This is a genomic window from Enterobacter sp. DC4, from assembly GCF_000568095.1.
GTDB classification, from domain to species: Bacteria; Pseudomonadota; Gammaproteobacteria; order Enterobacterales; family Enterobacteriaceae; genus Enterobacter; species Enterobacter pseudoroggenkampii.
Genome location: NZ_AZUB01000005.1, coordinates 24,231 through 44,420 on the forward strand (window position 1 = coordinate 24,231; position 20,190 = coordinate 44,420).

The 20,190-nt window shown below is 56.0% G+C and carries 17 protein-coding genes; 13 read left to right on the plus strand and 4 right to left on the minus strand.

Translation table 11 applies throughout. The features are described 5' to 3' along the window. Nucleotides 1–88: 88 nt before the first annotated feature. From csrD to tldD, 8 genes are all read left to right on the plus strand, one after another. Nucleotides 89–2,029, plus strand: coding sequence for an RNase E specificity factor CsrD (csrD, locus tag P349_RS09420; RefSeq protein WP_032650444.1), 1,941 nt, complete (start codon nt 89–91; stop codon nt 2,027–2,029). Between the two features lie 282 nt (nt 2,030–2,311). After that, nucleotides 2,312–3,355 carry a rod shape-determining protein MreB gene (gene mreB, locus P349_RS09415; RefSeq protein WP_000913396.1) on the plus strand — a complete coding sequence of 348 codons (1,044 nt, stop codon included), beginning with the start codon at nt 2,312–2,314 and terminating at the stop codon, nt 3,353–3,355. Nucleotides 3,356–3,417: 62 nt separating this feature from the next. After that, nucleotides 3,418–4,434, plus strand: a complete 1,017-nt coding sequence (mreC, locus tag P349_RS09410; protein ID WP_032650442.1) for a rod shape-determining protein MreC — start codon at nt 3,418–3,420, stop codon at nt 4,432–4,434. After that, nucleotides 4,434–4,922: a rod shape-determining protein MreD gene (gene mreD, locus P349_RS09405; RefSeq protein WP_023309399.1), complete on the plus strand. Its 489-nt coding sequence runs from the start codon at nt 4,434–4,436 to the stop codon at nt 4,920–4,922. The genes mreC and mreD overlap by 1 nt, the downstream gene beginning before the upstream one ends. 9 nt (nt 4,923–4,931) lie before the next feature. Next, nucleotides 4,932–5,525, plus strand: a complete 594-nt coding sequence (locus tag P349_RS09400) for a Maf family protein (protein WP_032650440.1) — start codon at nt 4,932–4,934, stop codon at nt 5,523–5,525. Next, nucleotides 5,515–6,984 (plus strand): ribonuclease G, encoded by a 1,470-nt coding sequence (gene rng / locus P349_RS09395; protein ID WP_032650437.1) that lies wholly within the window; start codon nt 5,515–5,517, stop codon nt 6,982–6,984. Before P349_RS09400 ends, rng begins: the two co-directional genes overlap by 11 nt. Before the next feature lie 41 nt (nt 6,985–7,025). Then, complete coding sequence (gene yhdP, locus P349_RS09390) at nt 7,026–10,829, plus strand: AsmA2 domain-containing protein YhdP (protein WP_032650434.1); 3,804 nt, start codon at nt 7,026–7,028, stop codon at nt 10,827–10,829. 84 nt (nt 10,830–10,913) lie between these two features. After that, nucleotides 10,914–12,359 carry a metalloprotease TldD gene (gene tldD, locus P349_RS09385; RefSeq protein WP_024906327.1) on the plus strand — a complete coding sequence of 482 codons (1,446 nt, stop codon included), beginning with the start codon at nt 10,914–10,916 and terminating at the stop codon, nt 12,357–12,359. Between the two features lie 46 nt (nt 12,360–12,405). On the opposite strand, the gene P349_RS09380 is transcribed toward tldD, so the two are convergent. Together P349_RS09380 and aaeR are read right to left on the minus strand one after the other, a co-directional pair. Beyond that, nucleotides 12,406–13,020 (minus strand): YagU family protein, encoded by a 615-nt coding sequence (locus P349_RS09380; protein ID WP_032650431.1) that lies wholly within the window; start codon nt 13,018–13,020, stop codon nt 12,406–12,408. Between the two features lie 219 nt (nt 13,021–13,239). Then, nucleotides 13,240–14,166, minus strand: a complete 927-nt coding sequence (gene aaeR / locus P349_RS09375) for an HTH-type transcriptional activator AaeR (RefSeq protein WP_023309395.1) — start codon at nt 14,164–14,166, stop codon at nt 13,240–13,242. Nucleotides 14,167–14,345: 179 nt separating this feature from the next. On the opposite strand from aaeR, the gene aaeX reads away from it, so the two are divergent. From aaeX to P349_RS09350, 5 genes are all read left to right on the plus strand, one after another. Then, a complete protein-coding gene (aaeX, locus tag P349_RS09370) occupies nt 14,346–14,549 on the plus strand; it encodes a p-hydroxybenzoic acid efflux pump operon protein AaeX (protein ID WP_003860416.1) in 204 nt (67 codons plus the stop codon). 7 nt (nt 14,550–14,556) lie between these two features. Then, entirely contained in the window at nt 14,557–15,489 is a 933-nt protein-coding gene (gene aaeA, locus P349_RS09365) for a p-hydroxybenzoic acid efflux pump subunit AaeA (RefSeq protein WP_032650427.1), read from the plus strand. Between the two features lie 5 nt (nt 15,490–15,494). Then, nucleotides 15,495–17,462, plus strand: a complete 1,968-nt coding sequence (gene aaeB, locus P349_RS09360; RefSeq protein WP_032650425.1) for a p-hydroxybenzoic acid efflux pump subunit AaeB — start codon at nt 15,495–15,497, stop codon at nt 17,460–17,462. Between the two features lie 90 nt (nt 17,463–17,552). After that, nucleotides 17,553–19,007 carry an NAD-dependent succinate-semialdehyde dehydrogenase gene (locus P349_RS09355; RefSeq protein WP_032650423.1) on the plus strand — a complete coding sequence of 485 codons (1,455 nt, stop codon included), beginning with the start codon at nt 17,553–17,555 and terminating at the stop codon, nt 19,005–19,007. 45 nt (nt 19,008–19,052) lie between these two features. Further along, nucleotides 19,053–19,325 carry a barstar family protein gene (locus P349_RS09350; protein WP_008502839.1) on the plus strand — a complete coding sequence of 91 codons (273 nt, stop codon included), beginning with the start codon at nt 19,053–19,055 and terminating at the stop codon, nt 19,323–19,325. A gap of 62 nt (nt 19,326–19,387) precedes the next feature. Here P349_RS09350 and yhcN (P349_RS09345) read toward each other — a convergent pair whose 3' ends face one another. Both yhcN (P349_RS09345) and yhcN (P349_RS09340) read right to left on the minus strand, forming a co-directional pair. After that, nucleotides 19,388–19,654 (minus strand): peroxide/acid stress response protein YhcN, encoded by a 267-nt coding sequence (gene yhcN / locus P349_RS09345; RefSeq protein ID WP_014885424.1) that lies wholly within the window; start codon nt 19,652–19,654, stop codon nt 19,388–19,390. 111 nt (nt 19,655–19,765) lie between these two features. Further along, nucleotides 19,766–20,029 carry a peroxide/acid stress response protein YhcN gene (gene yhcN, locus P349_RS09340; protein ID WP_023309389.1) on the minus strand — a complete coding sequence of 88 codons (264 nt, stop codon included), beginning with the start codon at nt 20,027–20,029 and terminating at the stop codon, nt 19,766–19,768. Nucleotides 20,030–20,190: the final 161 nt, after the last annotated feature.

Sequence of the window (20,190 nt, forward strand, 5' to 3'; positions counted from 1 at the left end):
AGATACACCCGATTTGATAGTATGCCGCATTTGGAATGCAAGTTAGCGCTTACTCGCTACCCCATCAACCCACGGAGTAATCTCAAGGATGCGATTAACGACGAAGTTCTCGGCTTTTATCACCTTGCTGACGGGGCTTACCATTTTTGTCACGCTTATGGGCTGCTCCCTGAGCTTTTACACCGCCATTCAGGACAAGCTGGTTAACCGGGTACAGTCTGTTGCATCGGTGATTGATGCGCGTCTGCTGACGACGCCGCTACCGGCGCTCTCCAGTGAGCTCGATGAGTTGATGGTACCTGTTGATATCGTTCAGATCGACATTCTGCAGGGAAAGCATCGTGTTTTAAGCCACGAACGGCCGGGAAGCTATCGTCCCGCGGGCGTGGTGAGCCAGTATCGGGAAGTGACGGTGCATTCCCTGAAAAATCCGGGGATGACCATACACATGGTCTACCTCGATCCGATGGCGAGCTATTTTCGTTCAATGATGACCACCGCACCGCTCACCGTCGCCGTTGCGTTTATCGTCCTGCTGATCTTTCTCGCGGTCCGCTGGCTGCGCCGCCAGCTCTCCGGTCAGGAGCTGCTGGAGATGCGCTCCGTGCGGATCCTTAACGGTGAACGCGGCCCGCAGGTGCGTGGCTCGGTCCATGAGTGGCCGTCACGCGCCAGCAGCGCGCTGGATACGCTGCTCTCGGAAATCCAGTTTGCCAGCGACCAGCGCAGCCGAATGGATACGCTGATTCGCTCTTATGCCGCCCAGGATAATAAAACTGGCCTTAACAACCGTCTTTTCTTTGATAATCAGCTCGCCACGCTGCTCGACGATTCAGAAAAAGTGGGGACACACGGGGTGGTGATGATGATTCGCCTGCCCGATTTCGATCTCCTGCGCGATACCTGGGGACAGCGGGCTGCGGAAGAAAACCTCTTTACGCTGATCAACCTGCTCTCCACCTTTATTATGCGCTACCCGGGCGCGCTGCTGGCCCGCTATCACCGCAGCGACTTTGCCGTATTGTTGCCTCATCGTACGCTGAAGGAGTCGGAAAGCATCGCCAGCCAGCTGCTGAAGGCGGTGGATGCGCTGCCGCAGAGCAAAATGCTCGACAGGGACGATATGGTCCACATGGGGATCTGCGCCTGGCGTGGCGGACAATCCACACAACAGGTGATGGAACATGCGGAAGCGGCCACCCGCAACGCCGTGTTGCAGGGGGCGAACGGATGGGCGGTTTACGATGACTCGCTGCCGGAAAAAGGGCGTGGTAATGTGCGCTGGCGTACTTTGATTGAGCAAATGCTTAGCCGCGGTGGACCACGTATTTATCAAAAACCCGCGGTCATGAAAAACGGCAACGTTCATCACCGTGAACTGATGTGTCGTATTTTTGACGGTTCGGAAGAGGTTATCTCGGCGGAATATCTGCCGATGGTCCTGCAATTTGGTCTGTCCGAAGAGTATGACCGCCAGCAAATTACCCGATTGATTCCGTTTTTATCTTTTTGGCCTGAAGAGAGCCTGGCATTACAGGTTACCGTTGAGTCCTTAATACGCCCACGTTTTCAGCGCTGGCTTCGTGATACATTAATGCAATGCGAAAAATCGCAACGCAAACACATTATTTTTGAACTTGCTGAGGCTGATGTAGGTCAACACATCAGCCGGTTACGTCCGGTAGTTCGTTTGATCAATGCGCTCGGTGCGCGTGTGGCGGTGACGCAGGCAGGTTTAACGCTGGTCAGTACCAACTGGATCAAGGAGCTGGATGTGGAGTTATTAAAGCTACATCCGGGGCTGGTAAGGAATATTGAGAAGCGTACGGAAAACCAGCTGCTGGTACAGAGTCTGGTAGAAGCATGCAAGGGAACGCGAACACAAGTATTTGCCACGGGCGTGCGCTCCAGAAGTGAATGGCAGATGTTAACAGAGCGCGGTGTGATGGGTGGTCAGGGGGATTTTTTTGCTGCCTCTCAACCGCTTGACACCAACGTGAAAAAATATTTGCAAAGATACTCTGTTTGACCTGCCGTTTACGCTGTTTTCACGTAGAATATCGCGCCTGTAGCTTTGAGTATGTCGAGCAAAAAGCCAGTGAACGACCTTTAACGGGTTACAAACGTCAGTGGGGAACGCTACTGTTTATTCAGCCCTGAGGGAGTCAGGGGATGATTTTGTAACATCAGGAAACGTACTGCACAAATTTTCACCGTTGCAGATGATTTTTGCGCCTTGTCGCTGCTGCGTGTGGTTGGTAAAGTAAGCGGATTTTGTTTTCCGCCCCAGCTTTCAGGATTATCCCTTAGTATGTTGAAAAAATTTCGTGGCATGTTTTCCAATGACCTGTCCATTGACCTGGGTACCGCGAATACCCTTATTTATGTAAAAGGACAAGGCATCGTATTGAATGAGCCTTCTGTTGTGGCCATTCGTCAGGATCGTGCAGGCTCGCCGAAAAGCGTGGCCGCAGTGGGTCATGACGCGAAGCAGATGCTGGGTCGTACCCCTGGCAACATCGCCGCCATTCGCCCAATGAAAGACGGCGTTATCGCCGACTTCTTCGTGACTGAAAAAATGCTTCAGCACTTCATCAAGCAGGTTCACAGCAACAGCTTCATGCGCCCAAGCCCGCGTGTTCTGGTGTGTGTGCCGGTTGGTGCAACCCAGGTAGAGCGTCGCGCAATTCGTGAATCTGCCCAGGGCGCAGGTGCGCGTGAAGTGTTCCTGATTGAAGAGCCAATGGCGGCGGCCATCGGTGCTGGCCTGCCTGTGTCTGAAGCGACCGGTTCCATGGTGGTGGATATCGGTGGTGGTACCACTGAAGTGGCCGTTATCTCTCTGAACGGCGTGGTGTACTCCTCTTCCGTACGTATCGGTGGTGACCGCTTCGACGAAGCCATCATTAATTATGTACGCCGTAACTACGGCTCTCTGATCGGTGAAGCCACCGCAGAGCGTATCAAACACGAAATCGGCTCTGCGTATCCGGGCGATGAAGTGCGTGAGATCGAAGTACGTGGCCGTAACCTGGCTGAAGGTGTGCCACGCGGTTTCACCCTGAACTCCAACGAAATTCTGGAAGCACTGCAGGAACCACTGACGGGTATCGTGAGCGCGGTAATGGTCGCGCTGGAACAGTGCCCACCAGAGCTGGCGTCCGATATCTCCGAGCGCGGTATGGTTCTGACCGGTGGTGGTGCGCTGCTGCGTAACCTCGACCGCCTGTTAATGGAAGAGACAGGTATTCCTGTCGTAGTTGCAGAAGATCCACTGACTTGCGTCGCCCGTGGTGGTGGCAAGGCGCTGGAAATGATCGACATGCACGGCGGCGATTTGTTCAGCGAAGAGTAGTCGAGTTTGAGAGGGTAGCAATTTGCTACCCTTTCTCTCTGACGCGAGAATACGCATAGCCTATGAAGCCAATTTTTAGCCGTGGCCCATCGCTACAGTTTCGCCTTATTCTGGCGGTTCTGGTTGCGCTTGGGGTCATTATTGCCGATAGCCGCCTCGGTACGTTCAGCCAGATCCGAACGTACATGGATACCGCCGTCAGTCCTTTCTACTTTATATCCAATGGTCCCCGTGAATTGCTCGACTCCGTTTCTCAAACGCTGTCTTCACGTGACCAACTCGAACTCGAAAACCGGGCATTACGTCAGGAACTGTTACTGAAAAACAGCGAACTGCTGATGCTGGGGCAATACAAGCAGGAAAATGCGCGTCTGCGTGAACTGCTCGGCTCGCCGCTGCGTCAGGATGAGCAGAAAATGGTCACGCAGGTGATCTCCACCGTGAACGACCCTTACAGCGATCAGGTTGTGATCGACAAAGGGAGCGTGAACGGGGTGTATGAAGGTCAGCCTGTTATCAGTGATAAAGGCGTCGTGGGCCAGGTGGTTGCCGTGGCCAAACTGACCAGCCGCGTGCTGCTGATTTGCGATGCCACGCATGCGCTGCCGATCCAGGTGCTGCGCAACGACATCCGCGTGATTGCGGCCGGGAACGGCTGTACGGATGACCTGCAGCTGGAACACCTGCCAGCTAACACGGATATCCGCGTGGGTGACGTCCTGGTGACCTCCGGTCTGGGCGGACGCTTCCCTGAGGGCTATCCGGTTGCGGTGGTCTCTTCAGTGAAGCTGGATACGCAGCGTGCCTATACCGTAATTCAGGCGCGTCCAACCGCCGGTTTGCAGCGTCTGCGCTATCTGCTGCTGCTGTGGGGCGCCGATCGTAACGGTGCTAATCCGATGACGCCTGAAGAGGTGCATCGCGTAGCAAATGAGCGCCTGATGCAGATGATGCCGCAGGTTCTCCCGCCTGCGGATTCCATGGGGCCGCCTGCGCCAGTCCCGGCGCCGGCAACCGGGTTAACGCAGCCGCTGCCGGATGCGCCGCCACCGCCTAAACTCTCTTCGGGAGGGCAGTAGTGGCAAGCTATCGTAGCCAGGGACGCTGGGTCATCTGGCTCTCGTTTCTCATTGCACTGTTGCTGCAAGTGATGCCCTGGCCGGATGACATTCTCGTTTTCCGGCCAAATTGGGTATTGCTCATTTTGCTCTACTGGATCCTTGCCCTGCCGCATCGCGTAAATGTCGGCACAGGTTTCGTGATGGGTGCCATACTGGATCTCATTAGCGGCTCTACGCTTGGCGTGCGCGCCTTGTCCATGAGCATTATTGCGTACCTCGTCGCACTCAAATTCCAGCTCTTCCGTAACCTTGCGCTCTGGCAACAGGCCCTGGTGGTGATGCTATTGTCGCTCGCTGCGGATATCGTTGTTTTCTGGGCAGAGTTTTTAGTGATCAACGTCTCTTTCCGACCGGAAGTGTTCTGGAGTAGTGTAGTAAACGGTGTGCTCTGGCCATGGTTATTCCTGCTGATGCGTAAGGTTCGCCAGCAGTTTGCTGTGCAATAAAAGGTTTCTATGACGTCTTTGTATCTCGCTTCCGGCTCCCCGCGCCGTCAGGAACTCCTGACGCAGCTAGGGGTCTCTTTTGAACGCATCGTGACCGGCATTGAAGAAAAACGTGCTGAGGGCGAAAGCGCGCAACAGTACGTGTCTCGCCTGGCGCGTGAGAAAGCGCAGGCGGGCGTGGCCAGTGTGCCATGCGATCTCCCCGTGCTGGGAGCAGATACCATCGTTATTCTGAACGGTGAAGTGCTTGAGAAACCGCGCGACGCCGATCATGCGGCGCGCATGCTGCGCAAACTGTCCGGACATACGCATCAGGTGATGACGGCCGTCGCGCTGGCTGACAGCCAGCACGTGCTGGATTGCCTGGTGGTGACAGAAGTGACGTTCAGAGTGCTTACCGACGACGACATCGCCGCTTATATTGCCAGCGGTGAACCAATGGATAAGGCAGGTGCATACGGTATTCAGGGGCTGGGTGGCTGTTTTGTCAGGAAGATTCATGGCAGCTATCACGCCGTAGTCGGCTTACCGCTGGTGGAAACGTATGAGTTGCTGAGCAATTTTAACTCACTGCGTGAGGGAAGGGATAATTATGACGGCTGAATTGTTGGTAAACGTAACGCCATCGGAAACCCGTGTGGCCTATATTGATGGTGGCATTCTTCAGGAAATTCATATTGAGCGTGAAGCGCGGCGCGGAATAGTAGGCAATATCTACAAAGGTCGTGTCAGTCGTGTACTACCGGGTATGCAGGCGGCTTTTGTAGATATTGGACTGGATAAGGCGGCATTTTTACATGCCTCCGATATCATGCCGCACACCGAGTGCGTCGCGGGCGAAGAGCAAAAGCAGTTTGCTGTGCGCGACATTTCCGAACTGGTGCGTCAGGGACAGGATCTGATGGTGCAGGTGGTGAAAGATCCCCTCGGTACCAAAGGCGCCCGTCTGACCACCGACATCACCTTACCTTCCCGCTATCTGGTCTTTATGCCCGGCGCGTCGCACGTGGGCGTTTCGCAGCGTATTGAGAGCGAAAGCGAGCGCGAGCGTCTGAAGAAAGTGGTCAGCGCCTACTGCGATGAGCAGGGAGGGTTTATCATCCGTACCGCCGCAGAGGGGATCAGCGAGGAAGACCTGGCGTCGGATGCGGCATACCTGAAGCGCGTCTGGACCAAAGTGATGGAGCGTAAAAAACGCAACCAGACCCGCTACCAGCTCTACGGTGAACTGGCGCTTGCACAACGCGTTCTGCGTGACTTTGCTGATGCGCAGCTCGACCGCATTCGCGTGGACTCGCGCCTGACCTATGAAGCACTGCTGGAATTTACCGCCGAATATATCCCCGAGATGCCTGGCCTGCTGGAGCATTATTCAGGGCGTCAGCCGATCTTCGATCTCTATGATGTCGAAAACGAGATCCAGCGTGCGCTGGAGCGTAAGGTTGAGCTGAAGTCCGGCGGCTATCTGATCATCGATCAGACCGAAGCGATGACCACCGTCGATATTAACACCGGCGCGTTTGTCGGCCATCGCAATCTCGATGACACCATCTTCAACACCAACATCGAAGCCACGCAGGCGATTGCGCGCCAGCTTCGTCTGCGCAATCTGGGCGGCATTATCATCATCGACTTCATCGATATGAGTAATGAAGACCATCGTCGCCGCGTGCTGCATTCGCTTGAGCAGGCGTTGAGTAAAGATCGCGTGAAAACCAGCATCAACGGCTTCTCACAGTTGGGGCTGGTGGAAATGACGCGTAAGCGTACCCGCGAGAGCGTGGAGCATGTGCTGTGTAATGAATGCCCGACCTGCCATGGACGCGGAACGGTAAAGACGGTTGAGACCGTCTGCTACGAAATTATGCGTGAAATTGTGCGTGTGCATCATGCCTACGACTCCGACCGTTTTCTGGTCTATGCTTCCCCTGCGGTGGCTGAAGCGCTGAAAGGCGAAGAGTCACACGCGCTGGCGGAAGTGGAAATCTTTGTCGGCAAACAGGTAAAAGTACAAATTGAACCGCTCTATAACCAGGAGCAGTTTGACGTCGTGATGATGTAAACGCAGTACGCTGCGTGACGAATGCTGACAAGGAGAGATGCGTGAGGCGATTGCCGGGGATTTTATTGCTTACAGGGGCAACGCTGGTCGTGATTGTCGCGTTGCTCGTGAGCGGGCTACGCCTCGTATTGCCGCATCTGGACAGCTGGCGTCCGCAGCTGCTGGCGAAAATCGAATCCACCACCGGCGTGCCGGTGAACGTCAGTCAGGTCAGCGCTAACTGGCAAAATTTTGGCCCGACGCTCGATGTCCGGGATATCAACGCCCGCCTGAAAGATGGCGGTTATCTGAAAATCAAACGCGTGACCCTGGCGCTGGACGTCTGGCAAAGCCTGCTGCATCTGCGCTGGCAGTTTCGCGATCTCACCTTTTATCAGCTCCAGTTCCTGACCAATACGCCGCTGTCCGGTAGCGATAGCGGTCAGGGACTTGAAGCCAACCGCTTCAGCGATCTTTTCCTACGCCAGTTCGATCATTTCGATCTGCGTGACAGCGAAGTGAGCTTTATTACTCTTTCCGGCCAGCGCGCCGAGCTGGCGATCCCGCAGCTGACCTGGCTCAACGGTAAGGATCGGCATCGCGCCGAGGGACAGGTCAATCTCTCAAGCCTGAACGGCCAGCACGGCGTGATGCAGGTGCGCATGGATCTGCGCGACGATGACGGCCTGTTAAATAACGGTAAAGTCTGGCTGCAGGCCGATGATGTGGACGTCAAGCCGTGGCTGGGCGACTGGCTCCAGCAAAATATGCAGCTAGAAACGGCCCGCTTCAGTCTTGAAGGCTGGCTGACCCTGACGAAAGGCGAATTTGCCAGCGGTGATATCTGGCTCAAGCAGGGGGGCGCGAGCTGGAAAGGCGAAAAACAACAGCATCAGCTTTCCGTCGATAACCTCACCGCACACGTAACGCAGGAGAAAGAGGGCTGGCAGTTTGCCATTCCCGATACGCGCATCACGATGGACGGCAAGCCGTGGCCGCGCGGTGCGCTGACGCTGGCCTGGATGCCGGAGCAGGATGTCGGTGGCACGGCCAGTAAACGCAGCGACGAGCTGCGCATCCGTGCCAGCAACCTGGATTTGGCCGCCATTGAAGGGCTGCGCTCGATGGCGGCAAAGCTCTCTCCCGATCTCGGCGAGATCTGGCTGGCAACGCAGCCGAGCGGGAAGATAGACGCTCTGGCGCTGGATATCCCGCTCCAGGCGACGGAAAAAACCCGCTTCCAGGCAACGTGGAAAGATCTTGCCTGGAAGCAGTGGAAGCTGCTGCCGGGGGCAGAGCACTTTAGCGGCAAGCTGGAAGGCAGCGTGGAAAATGGCAGGCTGACGGTTGATATGCACGACGCCAAAATGCCTTACGAGACGGTCTTCCGCGCGCCGCTGGAAATCAAACAGGGCAGCGCGGTGCTTAACTGGCTCCGTAACGACAAGGGTTTCCAGCTTGATGGACGCCATATCGATGTGAAAGCCAAAGCGGTGCATGCGCGCGGCGATTTCCGCTATCTGCAGCCTGAAGGGGATGAGCCGTGGCTGGGTATTCTCGCCGGGATCAGCACCGATGACGGCTCTCAGGCCTGGCGCTACTTCCCGGAAAACCTGATGGGAAAAGCGCTGGTAGACTATCTCAGCGGGGCGATTCAGGGCGGTCAGGCGGACAATGCCACGCTGGTCTACGGCGGAAATCCGCATCTTTTCCCGTACAAACATAATGAAGGCCAGTTCCAGGTGCTGGTGCCGCTGCATAACGCCACCTTCGCGTTCCAGCCGGACTGGCCCGCGCTGAAAAACCTGGATATCGAACTTAATTTCCTCAATGACGGCCTGTGGATGAAGTCCGACAGCGTGGCGCTGGGCGGCGTGACGGCCAGTAACCTGACGGCCAACATTCCGGACTACTCAAAAGAGAAGCTGCTGATTGATGCCGACATCAACGGTCCCGGCAAGGCGGTCGGACCGTACTTTGAGGAGACGCCGCTGAAAGAGTCGCTGGCCGCGACGCTTCAACAGCTGCAGCTTGATGGCGATGTGAATGCTCGCTTACATCTTGATATCCCGCTGGACGGCAAGATGACCACCGCCAAAGGCGACGTCCGTCTGAAGAACAACAGCCTGTTCATTAAACCCCTTGAGAGCACGCTGAAAAATCTCAGCGGGCAGTTCAGCTTTGAGAACGGTAACCTGAAGAGCGAGCCGCTTACGGCCAGCTGGTTTAATCAGCCCGTTAATATTGACTTCACGACGACCGAGGGTGAAAAGGCCTATCAGGTAGCCGTCAATCTTGACGGTAACTGGCAACCATCACGTATGGACGTCCTGCCGAAGCCCATTGAGGCGTCAGTGGAGGGGGCGGTTGCCTGGCAGGGTAAAGTGGCAATCGACCTGCCTTATCACGCGGGTGCCCAGTATAAGGTCGACATCACGGGCGATCTGAAAAACCTTCAGAGCCAGCTGCCTGCGCCGCTGGATAAACAGGCCGGACAGCCGCTGCCGGTAAAGCTGAACGTCGATGGCAACCTGAACAGCTTCGCGCTGACCGGCAGCGCGGGTGGGACAAACCATTTCAACAGCCGCTGGCTGCTTAACCGCAAGCTCACCCTCGATAAAGCCATCTGGACAACGGATAGCCGCTCCACGCCACCGCTGCCGGAGCAGACGGGCATTGAGCTGAATCTCCCGCCGATGGACGGTGCTGAGTGGCTGGCGCTGTTCCAGAAAGGCGTTGGGCAAAACGTTGATGAAACCGCCCAGTTCCCGCAAACCATTACCGTACGTACGCCGTCGCTGATGCTGGGCGGACAGCAGTGGAACAACCTGAGCATTGTCTCGCAGCCTGGCGCTAACGGCACGAAGGTGGAGGCCCAGGGCAGAGAGATCAACGGTACGCTGACCATGCGTAATCACGCGCCGTGGCAGGCGGCGATACGCTACCTCTACTACAACCCGGCAAGCGCCGCGAGCGGGAAAGACAAACCGGCAGAGACGTCGCCGCTGAGTCATACCTCCCGTGTCGATTTTAGCGGCTGGCCCGATCTCCAGCTGCGCTGTGCGGAGTGCTGGTTGTGGGGGCAGAAATATGGCCGTATCGACGGTGATTTCACTATTCAGGCAAACACGCTTACGCTCTCCGGCGGCCTGGTTGATACCGGATTTGGCCGCATGACGGCCGCAGGGGAATGGGTGAATAACCCGGGCGAGCAGCGGACGTCCCTGAAGGGCGACATTAAAGGCAACAAACTGGATGCGGCAGCCAGTTTCTTTGGTATCAGCACGCCGCTGCGCGGCTCGTCATTTGACGTCGATTACGATCTTCACTGGCGCGACGCACCGTGGAAGCCGGATGAGGCCTCGCTGAACGGCATTCTGAAAACCCACTTCGGCAAAGGTGAAATTGCCGACGTAAGCACGGGGCGTGCCGGACAGATCCTGCGCCTGCTGAGTTTTGACGCGCTGCTGCGCAAGCTGCGCTTCGATTTCAGTGATACCTTCAACGAAGGTTTCTACTACGATTCCATCCGCAGTACGGCGTGGATCAAGGACGGCGTTCTGCACACCGACGACACGCTGGTGGATGGCCTTGAAGCGGATATCGCCATGAAAGGCTCCGTTAACCTCGTGCGTCGCGAACTGGATATGGAAGCCGTCGTGGCACCGGAAATTTCCGCGAGCGTGGGTGTGGCGGCAGCTTTCGTGGTGAACCCGATTGTTGGTGCGGCGGTGTTTGCCGCCAGTAAAGTGCTGGGGCCACTCTGGAGCAAGGTCTCCATTCTGCGCTACCGCATTACCGGTCCGGTAGATAAACCGCAGATTAACGAGGTGCTGCGCCAGCCGCGCAAAGATGCACAGCAATGATTTGACGTGGGCAGGTAATTGCCTCACTCTCAATAAATACGATCTTTATACCGCCACGGGCGGCAACGAACGAGTAGCAATACGATGAGTCTGAACCTGGTAAGTGAACATTTGCTCGCAGCGAACGGCCTGAGCCATCAGGACCTGTTCTCCATTCTTGGTCAACTGACCGAACGCCGTCTCGACTACGGCGACCTTTATTTCCAGTCGAGCTATCACGAATCTTGGGTTTTAGAAGACAGCATCATCAAAGATGGCTCCTACAACATCGACCAGGGCGTCGGCGTCCGTGCCGTCAGCGGCGAGAAAACCGGTTTTGCCTATGCCGATCAGATTAGCCTCACCGCACTTGAGCAGAGCGCGCAGGCCGCGCGTACCATTGTGCGTGATACCGGCGATGGTCGCGTGAAAACCCTGGGAGAAGTGCAGCACTCTGCGCTCTATACCAGCATCGATCCGCTGCAGAGCATGAGCCGTGAAGAGAAGCTGGATATCCTGCGTCGCGTGGACAAAGTCGCCCGCGCGGCGGACAAACGCGTGCAGGAAGTTTCAGCCAGCCTGAGCGGTGTGTATGAGCTGATTCTGGTTGCGGCAACGGACGGCACCCTGGCGGCAGATGTTCGCCCGTTGGTGCGTCTCTCCATCAGCGTGCAGGTTGATGAGGACGGCAAACGCGAGCGCGGCTCAAGCGGCGGCGGCGGTCGTTTCGGCTATGACTGGTTCCTGGGCGACGTTGACGGTGAAGCGCGCGCTGACGCGTGGGCAAAAGAAGCCGTGCGTATGGCGCTGGTGAATCTGAATGCCGTCGCGGCGCCGGCGGGCTCATTCCCGGTGGTGCTGGGTGCCGGCTGGCCGGGTGTATTGTTGCATGAGGCGGTAGGCCACGGCCTGGAAGGCGACTTTAACCGTCGCGGGACGTCCGTGTTCAGCGGACAGATCGGGCAACTTGTCTCCTCGGAGCTGTGCACCGTGGTGGATGACGGCACCATGCGCGATCGCCGTGGCTCGGTGGCTATCGACGATGAAGGTACGCCAGGCCAGTACAATGTGCTGATCGAAAACGGCGTGCTGAAAGGCTACATGCAGGACAAACTCAACGCGCGCCTGATGGGTGTTGCGCCGACGGGCAACGGACGCCGTGAATCTTACGCGCATCTGCCGATGCCGCGCATGACCAACACTTACATGCTGCCGGGCAAATCCACGCCGCAGGAGATTATCGAATCCGTTGATTACGGTATCTTTGCGCCAAACTTTGGCGGCGGCCAGGTGGACATCACCTCCGGTAAGTTTGTCTTCTCTACTTCAGAAGCGTACCTGATCGAGAAGGGCAAAGTGACCAAAGCGGTGAAAGGTGCAACGCTGATTGGCTCCGGTATTGAAGCCATGCAGCAGATCTCGATGGTTGGTAACGATCTGAAGCTGGATAACGGCGTGGGCGTCTGCGGTAAAGAGGGCCAGAGCCTGCCGGTTGGCGTGGGCCAGCCAACGCTGAAAGTGGACAACCTGACGGTGGGCGGTACAGCCTGACCTGACTCCTTCATAAAAAAGGCGCTACATCAGTAGCGCCTTTCTTTTAGCGTAAGTGACCCAGCGGTATCTCCGGATCCGGTTCGTGCGTGATGCGGTTACGCAAATCACGACGAATGATCTCGATCGACCAGAACCAGACCAGATGGCCCACGATCTCTGACACGTGTTCATACCACGGCAGCTCAAACAGCGGTGGCGTCAGCCCCATCAGCGGGAAGGAGATCATATGCACAAAGAGCTGAGCTAACGCACCCGCCAGCAAACCCTGCCAGAGTTTAATTTTCGGGAAGACTTCAGCAACGACACAATACCCGACAGCGAAGACGATTGAGAAAATAATATGCGTCACGCCGACCCAGTTAAATATATGTCCGGCAAATGTATAAACCGCTGCGTTAGGGTCAACAACCCCCAGCCAGTCTCGTAAAAATACATAGGGAGGGTTTAAAAAATTACGTGAACAGTCAATCTGGCTTGCGGCTCTTATTAATTGCTCAGGCCCGCATGCGCCGGTAAATAGATCGGTGGGGCTGCGTGGCGGAAGCGGTACTTCGGCTCCCCATTTGACAAACGCGGAGACAATCCCTGCAATTAAACCGACGAACGCGGCGAGCCCATAGCGCCTGCGTGAAAGCGGTGTTTGTTCAAATAGATTCATTTCTTTTCCTTGTTTAATGTCATCCTGCGGAATACATTTTATTATTCATATCAGCAACAAATTAATAACAGTCTGAACAGCAGACTGTTTATAAAGTAAAGGGCGGGCGGCGGCAGTGTCAATTAGCTATTCCTGATAGTGGCGAAGGAATATTCCAGAATGCAGAGGGGTTTTATCCTGGAAATATTCATCGCTCATATACTTTCAGGGATAAATCGATTATTCCTTCCTTCTTCCCCGCATCCCCTGAAACAGCTCCGCCACGTCCACAAAATACTCGGTCAGATAGTTAATACACACCTGTACCTTGAGCGGGAGTTTGTCTTTTTCGGTATACAGGGCGTACACCGGACGCGGATCGGACTGGTAGCGTGGGAAGAGGATCTCCAGCACGCCGCTGTTGATCTCGTTGATCACCCACATCAGCGGCACGTAGGCGATCCCGGCGCCGGCCACCAGCCAGCGCGAAATGGTCATCGGATCGTTGGTGACAAAACGCCCTTCCGGCAGCAGTCGGGTGGAGATCCCCTCCGGGGCAATCAGCTCAAATTCATTGTCGGGCCGCACGCTGTACTCCAGCCACGAGTGGTTGGTGAGGTCGGCGGGTTTCTCCGGCACACCATACTGCGCCAGATAGCTTTTCGATGCACAGACCACCATCGGCATGCTGCCCAGCCGACGCGAGAACAGGCTGGAATCCTGCAACGCGCCGACGCGGATCACCACGTCCAGCCCGTCGGCAATCAGATCCGGCGCCGGGATACCCGTCACCAGATTGACGGTAAGCCCGGGGTACTCTTTCAGCATATCCGCCGTCATGGCAGCGAGAACATTTTGTGCCATAGTTGAAGAACACCCGATGCGCAGCGTGCCGATGGGGGTGTTGTTGAAGGCATAAAGCTGTTCGTGAACATCCTGCACTTCAAGCAGCATGCGGCGACAGCCCTGATAGTAAATTTTGCCCGCTTCCGTCAGCCCAATGCTGCGGGTACTGCGGTTGAGCAGCTTGACCTGAAGCTCATCTTCCAGTTTGGACACCGTCTGGCTGATGGATGAGACGCTCATCTGAAGCTGGCGTGCAGCGGCGGTAAAGGAGCCCAGTTCAACCACTTTGGCGAAGACCGACATGCGTTTTAAACGTTCCATTGTTCACTCTGGCTTAAAAGTGATTTAGATCACATATTATAGATAACAGCATAACAGTTACGTTAATATATTATTTATTACATAACGGCTGCGCCATTCTCGCCCGGCGTTTCTTGCTCTCCTGCGATGGCGTGCGCTAAAAAATTCTGAAGCCTGCACTCTCTCTAATCAAGGTCAACATGAGTCTGTTTCCCGTTATCGTGGTGTTCGGTCTGTCGTTCCCACCGATATTTTTCGAGCTTCTTTTATCACTGGCGATCTTCTGGCTGGTGCGCAAGGTGCTGGTCCCTACCGGGATCTACGATTTCGTCTGGCACCCTGCATTGTTCAATACCGCGCTGTATTGCTGCCTGTTCTACCTGATATCGCGCATGTTTGTCTGAGGTTGATGTGAAAACGCTAACAAGAAAAATCTCCCGCACTGCCATCACTACGGCGCTGGTTATCCTCGCCTTCATCGCTATTTTCCGCGCCTGGGTCTATTACACCGAATCACCGTGGACGCGTGATGCACGCTTCAGCGCCGATGTGGTGGCCATCGCCCCTGACGTGGCCGGTCTTATCACGGCGGTCAACGTCCACGACAACCAGCTGGTGAAGAAAGATCAGGTCCTGTTCACCATCGACCAGCCTCGTTACCAGAAAGCGCTGGAAGAGGCGGAAGCGGACGTGGCCTATTACCAGGCGCTGGCTGCGGAGAAACGCCGCGAGGCTGGCCGCCGTAATCAGCTGGGCGTTCAGGCAATGTCCCGTGAAGAGATTGACCAGTCCAACAACGTGCTGCAGACCGTGCTCCACCAGCTGGCGAAAGCGCAGGCAACGCGCGATCTGGCGAAGCTCGATCTGGAGCGCACCGTGATCCGTGCGCCGTCGGATGGCTGGGTGACCAACCTGAACGTCTACGCCGGGGAATTCATTACCCGCGGCTCAACCGCCGTGGCGCTGGTTAAACAGAACTCCTTCTACGTGCTCGCCTATATGGAAGAGACCAAGCTGGAGGGTGTACGTCCAGGGTATCGCGCGGAGATCACGCCGCTGGGCAGCAATCGCGTCTTTAAAGGCACCGTCGACAGCGTTGCCGCAGGGGTGACTAACTCCAGCAGCTCTAACGATGCTAAAGGGATGGCGACGGTAGATTCCAACCTCGAGTGGGTGCGTCTGGCCCAGCGCGTGCCGGTGCGCATCCACCTGGACGAGCAGCAGGGAAATCTGTGGCCTGCGGGTACCACGGCGACGGTGGTGATTACCGGTGAAAAAGACCGGGATGCCAGCCAGGACTCGTTCTTCCGTAAAATTGCCCACCGCCTGCGCGAGTTTGGTTAATCGCCATGGGTATTTTTTCTATCGCCAGCCAGCACATTCGCTTCGCCGTGAAGCTGGCGTGCGCCATCGTGCTGGCGCTGTTTGTCGGCTTCCACTTCCAGCTTGAAACCCCTCGCTGGGCGGTGCTGACGGCTGCGATTGTCGCGGCGGGGCCGGCCTTCGCCGCGGGCGGGGAGCCCTATTCTGGCGCGATCCGCTATCGCGGGATGCTGCGTATCATCGGGACGTTTATCGGCTGCTTCGCGGCGCTGACTATTATTATTCTGATGATCCGTACCCCGCTGCTGATGCTGATGGTCTGCTGTATCTGGGCAGGTTTCTGCACCTGGATCTCGTCTCTGGTGAAAGTGGAGAACTCCTACGCCTGGGGGCTGGCGGGCTATACCGCGCTGATTATTGTCATCACCATTCAGTCTGAACCGCTGCTTGCCCCGCAGTTTGCGGTTGAGCGCTGCAGCGAGATTGTGATTGGTATTGTCAGTGCAATCGTCGCTGACCTGCTGTTCTCCCCGCGCTCCATCAAGCAGGAAGTCGACCTTGAGCTTGACGCGCTGATGGTTGCCCAGTACCAGCTGATGCAGCTCTGCATTAAGCATGGCGACAGCGAAGAGGTGGATAAAGCCTGGAGCGGGCTGGTACGTCGTACGCAGGCGCTGGAAGGGATGCGCAGCAACCTTAATATGGAGTCCTCGCGCTGGGCTCGCGCGAATCGTCGCCTGAAAGCCCTCAACACCGTCTCTCTGACGCTGATTACCCAGGCATGTGAAACCTATTTGATTCAGAACACCCGGCCGGAAGCGGTCACCGATACGTTCCGCGAACTGTTTGCCGAGCCGGTGGAAACCGTGCAGGACGTGCACAAGCAGCTTAAGCGCATGCGTCGGGTGATTGCCTGGACTGGGGAGCGCGACACGCCGGTGACGATCTACACCTGGGTCGGCGCCGCGACGCGCTATCTGCTGCTGAAGCGCGGCGTGATAGGGAACACCAAAATCAGCGCGGCGGAAGAAGAGGTGCTGCAGGGCGAAGTGGTGATCAAGGCGGAATCCGCCGAGCGCCATCACGCCATGGTCAACTTCTGGCGTACCACGCTGGCCTGTATGCTCGGCACGCTGTTCTGGCTCTGGACGGGCTGGACGTCCGGCAGCGGCGCGATGGTGATGATTGCCGTCGTGACCGCACTGGCGATGCGTCTGCCTAACCCGCGAATGGTCGCCATTGATTTCCTCTACGGCACCATTGCCGCCCTGCCGATAGGCGCGCTCTATTTTCTGGTCATCATCCCGTCTACCCAGCAGAGCATGCTGCTGCTCTGTATTAGTCTGGCGGTAATGGCGTTCTTTATCGGCATTGAAGTACAAAAGCGGCGCCTGGGATCGCTGGGGGCGCTGGCAAGTACGATTAACATCATCGTGCTCGATAACCCGATGACCTTCCATTTCAGCCAGTTCCTCGACAGCGCGTTAGGTCAGCTGGTGGGCTGTTTCCTGGCCATGATGGTGATACTTCTGGTTCGGGATAACTCGCAGGCAAGAACGGGCCGCGTGCTGCTGAACCAGTTCGTGTCGGCTGCCGTGTCGTCGATGACAACCAATACCGCACGCCGTAAAGAGAACCACCTGACCGCGCTCTACCAGCAGCTGTTTTTACTGCTGAACAAGTTCCCGGGCGATATCGCGAAGTTCCGCCTGGCGTTAACCATGATCATCGCGCACCAGCGTCTGCGTAACGCGCCCGTGCCGATCAACGACGATCTGTCGGCCTGGCACCGCCAGCTGCGTCGTACCGCCGATCACGTGCTTTCCGCCAGTAGCGATGACAAACGGCGTCGTTACTTTACGCAGCTGCTTGAAGAGCTCGATATCTACCAGGAGAAGCTAAAGCACTGGGAAGCACCGCCTCAGGTGACCGAGCCGGTAGGACGGCTGGTGTTTATGCTGCATCGCTACCAGAATGCCCTCACGGATAACTGACTGAAGTAAAAAAACCGACGCCAAAAGCGTCGGTTTTTTTGTGGCTATACTTATTCCAGCACGTTCTTACATTTCAGGAAGGGAGGACACATGACGACCCAGGCGCTTCAGGATCACATCCTTTTTCAGACCGGTTATCTGGTCAACGGGATCTGGAAAACGCTGGACACGACGTTCGATGTACTTAACCCCGCTACCGGGGAAGTCATCGCGAAAGTCGCCAAAGCGGGTAAAGCACAAACCGAAGAGGCTATCGCAGCGGCCACCAAAGCCTTCCCGGCCTGGCGTGCCAAAACTGCAAAAGAGCGTTCGGCGATTCTCTACCGCTGGTACGAACTGATTATTGAGAATAAAAGCTGGCTCGGGCGGTTAATGACCACCGAACAGGGCAAACCCCTGAAAGAAGCGGAGGGAGAAGTCGAATACGCCGCCAGCTTTATCCAGTGGTTTGCCGAAGAGGCCAAACGCGCCAACGGTGAAATTATTCCGCCGATCAAACCCGGCTCACGCATTCTGGCGACCCGTGAACCCATTGGTGTGGTCGCGGCGATTACGCCGTGGAACTTCCCGATGGCCATGCTCACCCGCAAGTTAGGCCCGGCGCTGGCAGCAGGATGTACCGGGGTGATCAAACCGGCCAATAACACACCGCTCAGTGCCTTTGCGCTGCTTACCCTGGCAAAACAGGCCGGCGTACCCGACGGCGTGCTCAACGCCGTGGCCGGGAATACGCATGAAATCAGCGATGCGATTATGGCAAGCCGGGACGTGCGTAAAATCTCCTTTACGGGTTCAACCTCCGTCGGCAAAACGCTGGTGCGTAACGCCGCAGAAACCATGAAGAAAGTCTCGATGGAACTGGGGGGAAATGCTCCTTATATCGTTTTTGAGGATGCGGATATCGACGCAGCGGTTAAGGGGGCGATCGCCAACAAGTTCCGCAATGCCGGGCAGGTCTGCGTCAGCGTGAACCGTTTTTATATTCAGGAAACCGTCTACGACAAATTTGTGAATAAACTTGCCGATGCGGTGAATGGGCTGAAGGTGGGGAATGGTCTTGACGAAGGGGTGGTCGTCGGGCCGCTGATTGAACCTTCTGCGGTCAACAAGGTGCGTGAGCATGTCGACGATGCCGTTGCCCGGGGCGCAACCGTATTGGCTGGGGGTAAGCCCCATCCGCTTGGTGGGAATTTCTGGATGCCAACCGTACTGGGCGACTGCCATGAAGGCATGAAGCTGGCAGAAGAAGAGACGTTTGGCCCGGTGGCGGCGTGCTTCCGTTTCACCTCGGAAGATGAAGTTATCCAGCGCGCCAACAACACGCCCTATGGGCTGGCGGCTTACTTCTATACCCAGAATCTCTCACGGGCCTTCCGCGTTTCACAGGCAATCGAGAGCGGGATGATTGGCATTAACGAGTGTGCCGTCTCCACGGAGCTCGGGCCCTTTGGCGGCGTAAAAGAGTCAGGTCTTGGACGAGAGGGCTCCGTGCTGGGGCTGGAAGAGTATCTGGAAGTTAAAACCCTGCATATTGGGGGATTATAATAGACAGGGCGGCATCTGCCGCTCGCCTGGACTGGGTGGCTGGCAATGAAAACCTATACGTTTGATTTTGACGAGATCGACAGTCAGGAAGACTTCTACCGTGAATTTATCCGGGTGTTTGATCTTGAACGGGAAAGCGTGACGAATCTGGATACGCTGTGGGACGTGGTGACCGGCAGTCTGCTGCCGCTACCGCTGGAAATTGAGTTCATCCATTTGCCCGATAAGCTTCGCAGACGTTTTGGCGCGCTGATATTGCTTTTCGATGAAGCGGAAGAAGAGCTTGAAGGGCAGCTGCGCTTTAACGCGCGGCATTGAATCAAAAAAAGCCCCTGACCATGAGGCCAGGGGCAAGTCGTATGATGAGATACGACGAGGGTTTATTTATACAGTTCAGCCGTTGCATGCCAGTGGTCACCCTGATTCAGTTCGGTGACGCGATAGCTGCTGGCGCCTGCTTTTTCAGCTTTGGCGGCCAGTTCCTGACGAATATCCATTGGGGAACCGGTGACTGACGTCACGGACACGCTGCCCATACGCTGTAGATTTTGTGCCTGGTCAGCATTCACCTGCTGTACGGCTGCGCTTGCGCCGAAAGAGAGAACAGATGCCAGACCGAGGGTTGCGATGATCAATTTGGTTTTCATAGTCTTTACTCCTGAATAGGGTTTTTTACTCAACGGCGAGAAGGGTTGAACCGCTATTTTTATGCCTGGTGCCGTTGAGGGGAGATTTACGTTTTCAGTTATTACTAAAACTTATTTGTACAGCTCAGCGGTAGCGTGCCAGTGGTCACCAGAACGCGCTTCGATGATGCGATAGGATGACGCACCCTGTTCTTCCGCTTTTTTGTTCAGCATCTCATGCATGTCCATTGGCGATGTGCCGACCGCGCCGACAGAAACCGTACCGATGGCCTGGCGGGATTGCGCCTGGTCAGCATTGATAGAGTCGGCCGCGAAAGCACCGAAAGACAGGACAGACAGGACGCTCAGCGCCGCTACAGTTGATTTGATTTTCATGATTCTTACCTCGTCGAATTTTTTAGTGGGGTCTTGTTTCGTGACCCTCATCACAAAATCAAGTATACACTAATAACGGTAAAAATTAATACCAGACTAATGGTTTCTGTTGTTATTACGTGTTAACCAGACTATTTTTTATAACCAAATTGCATAATATT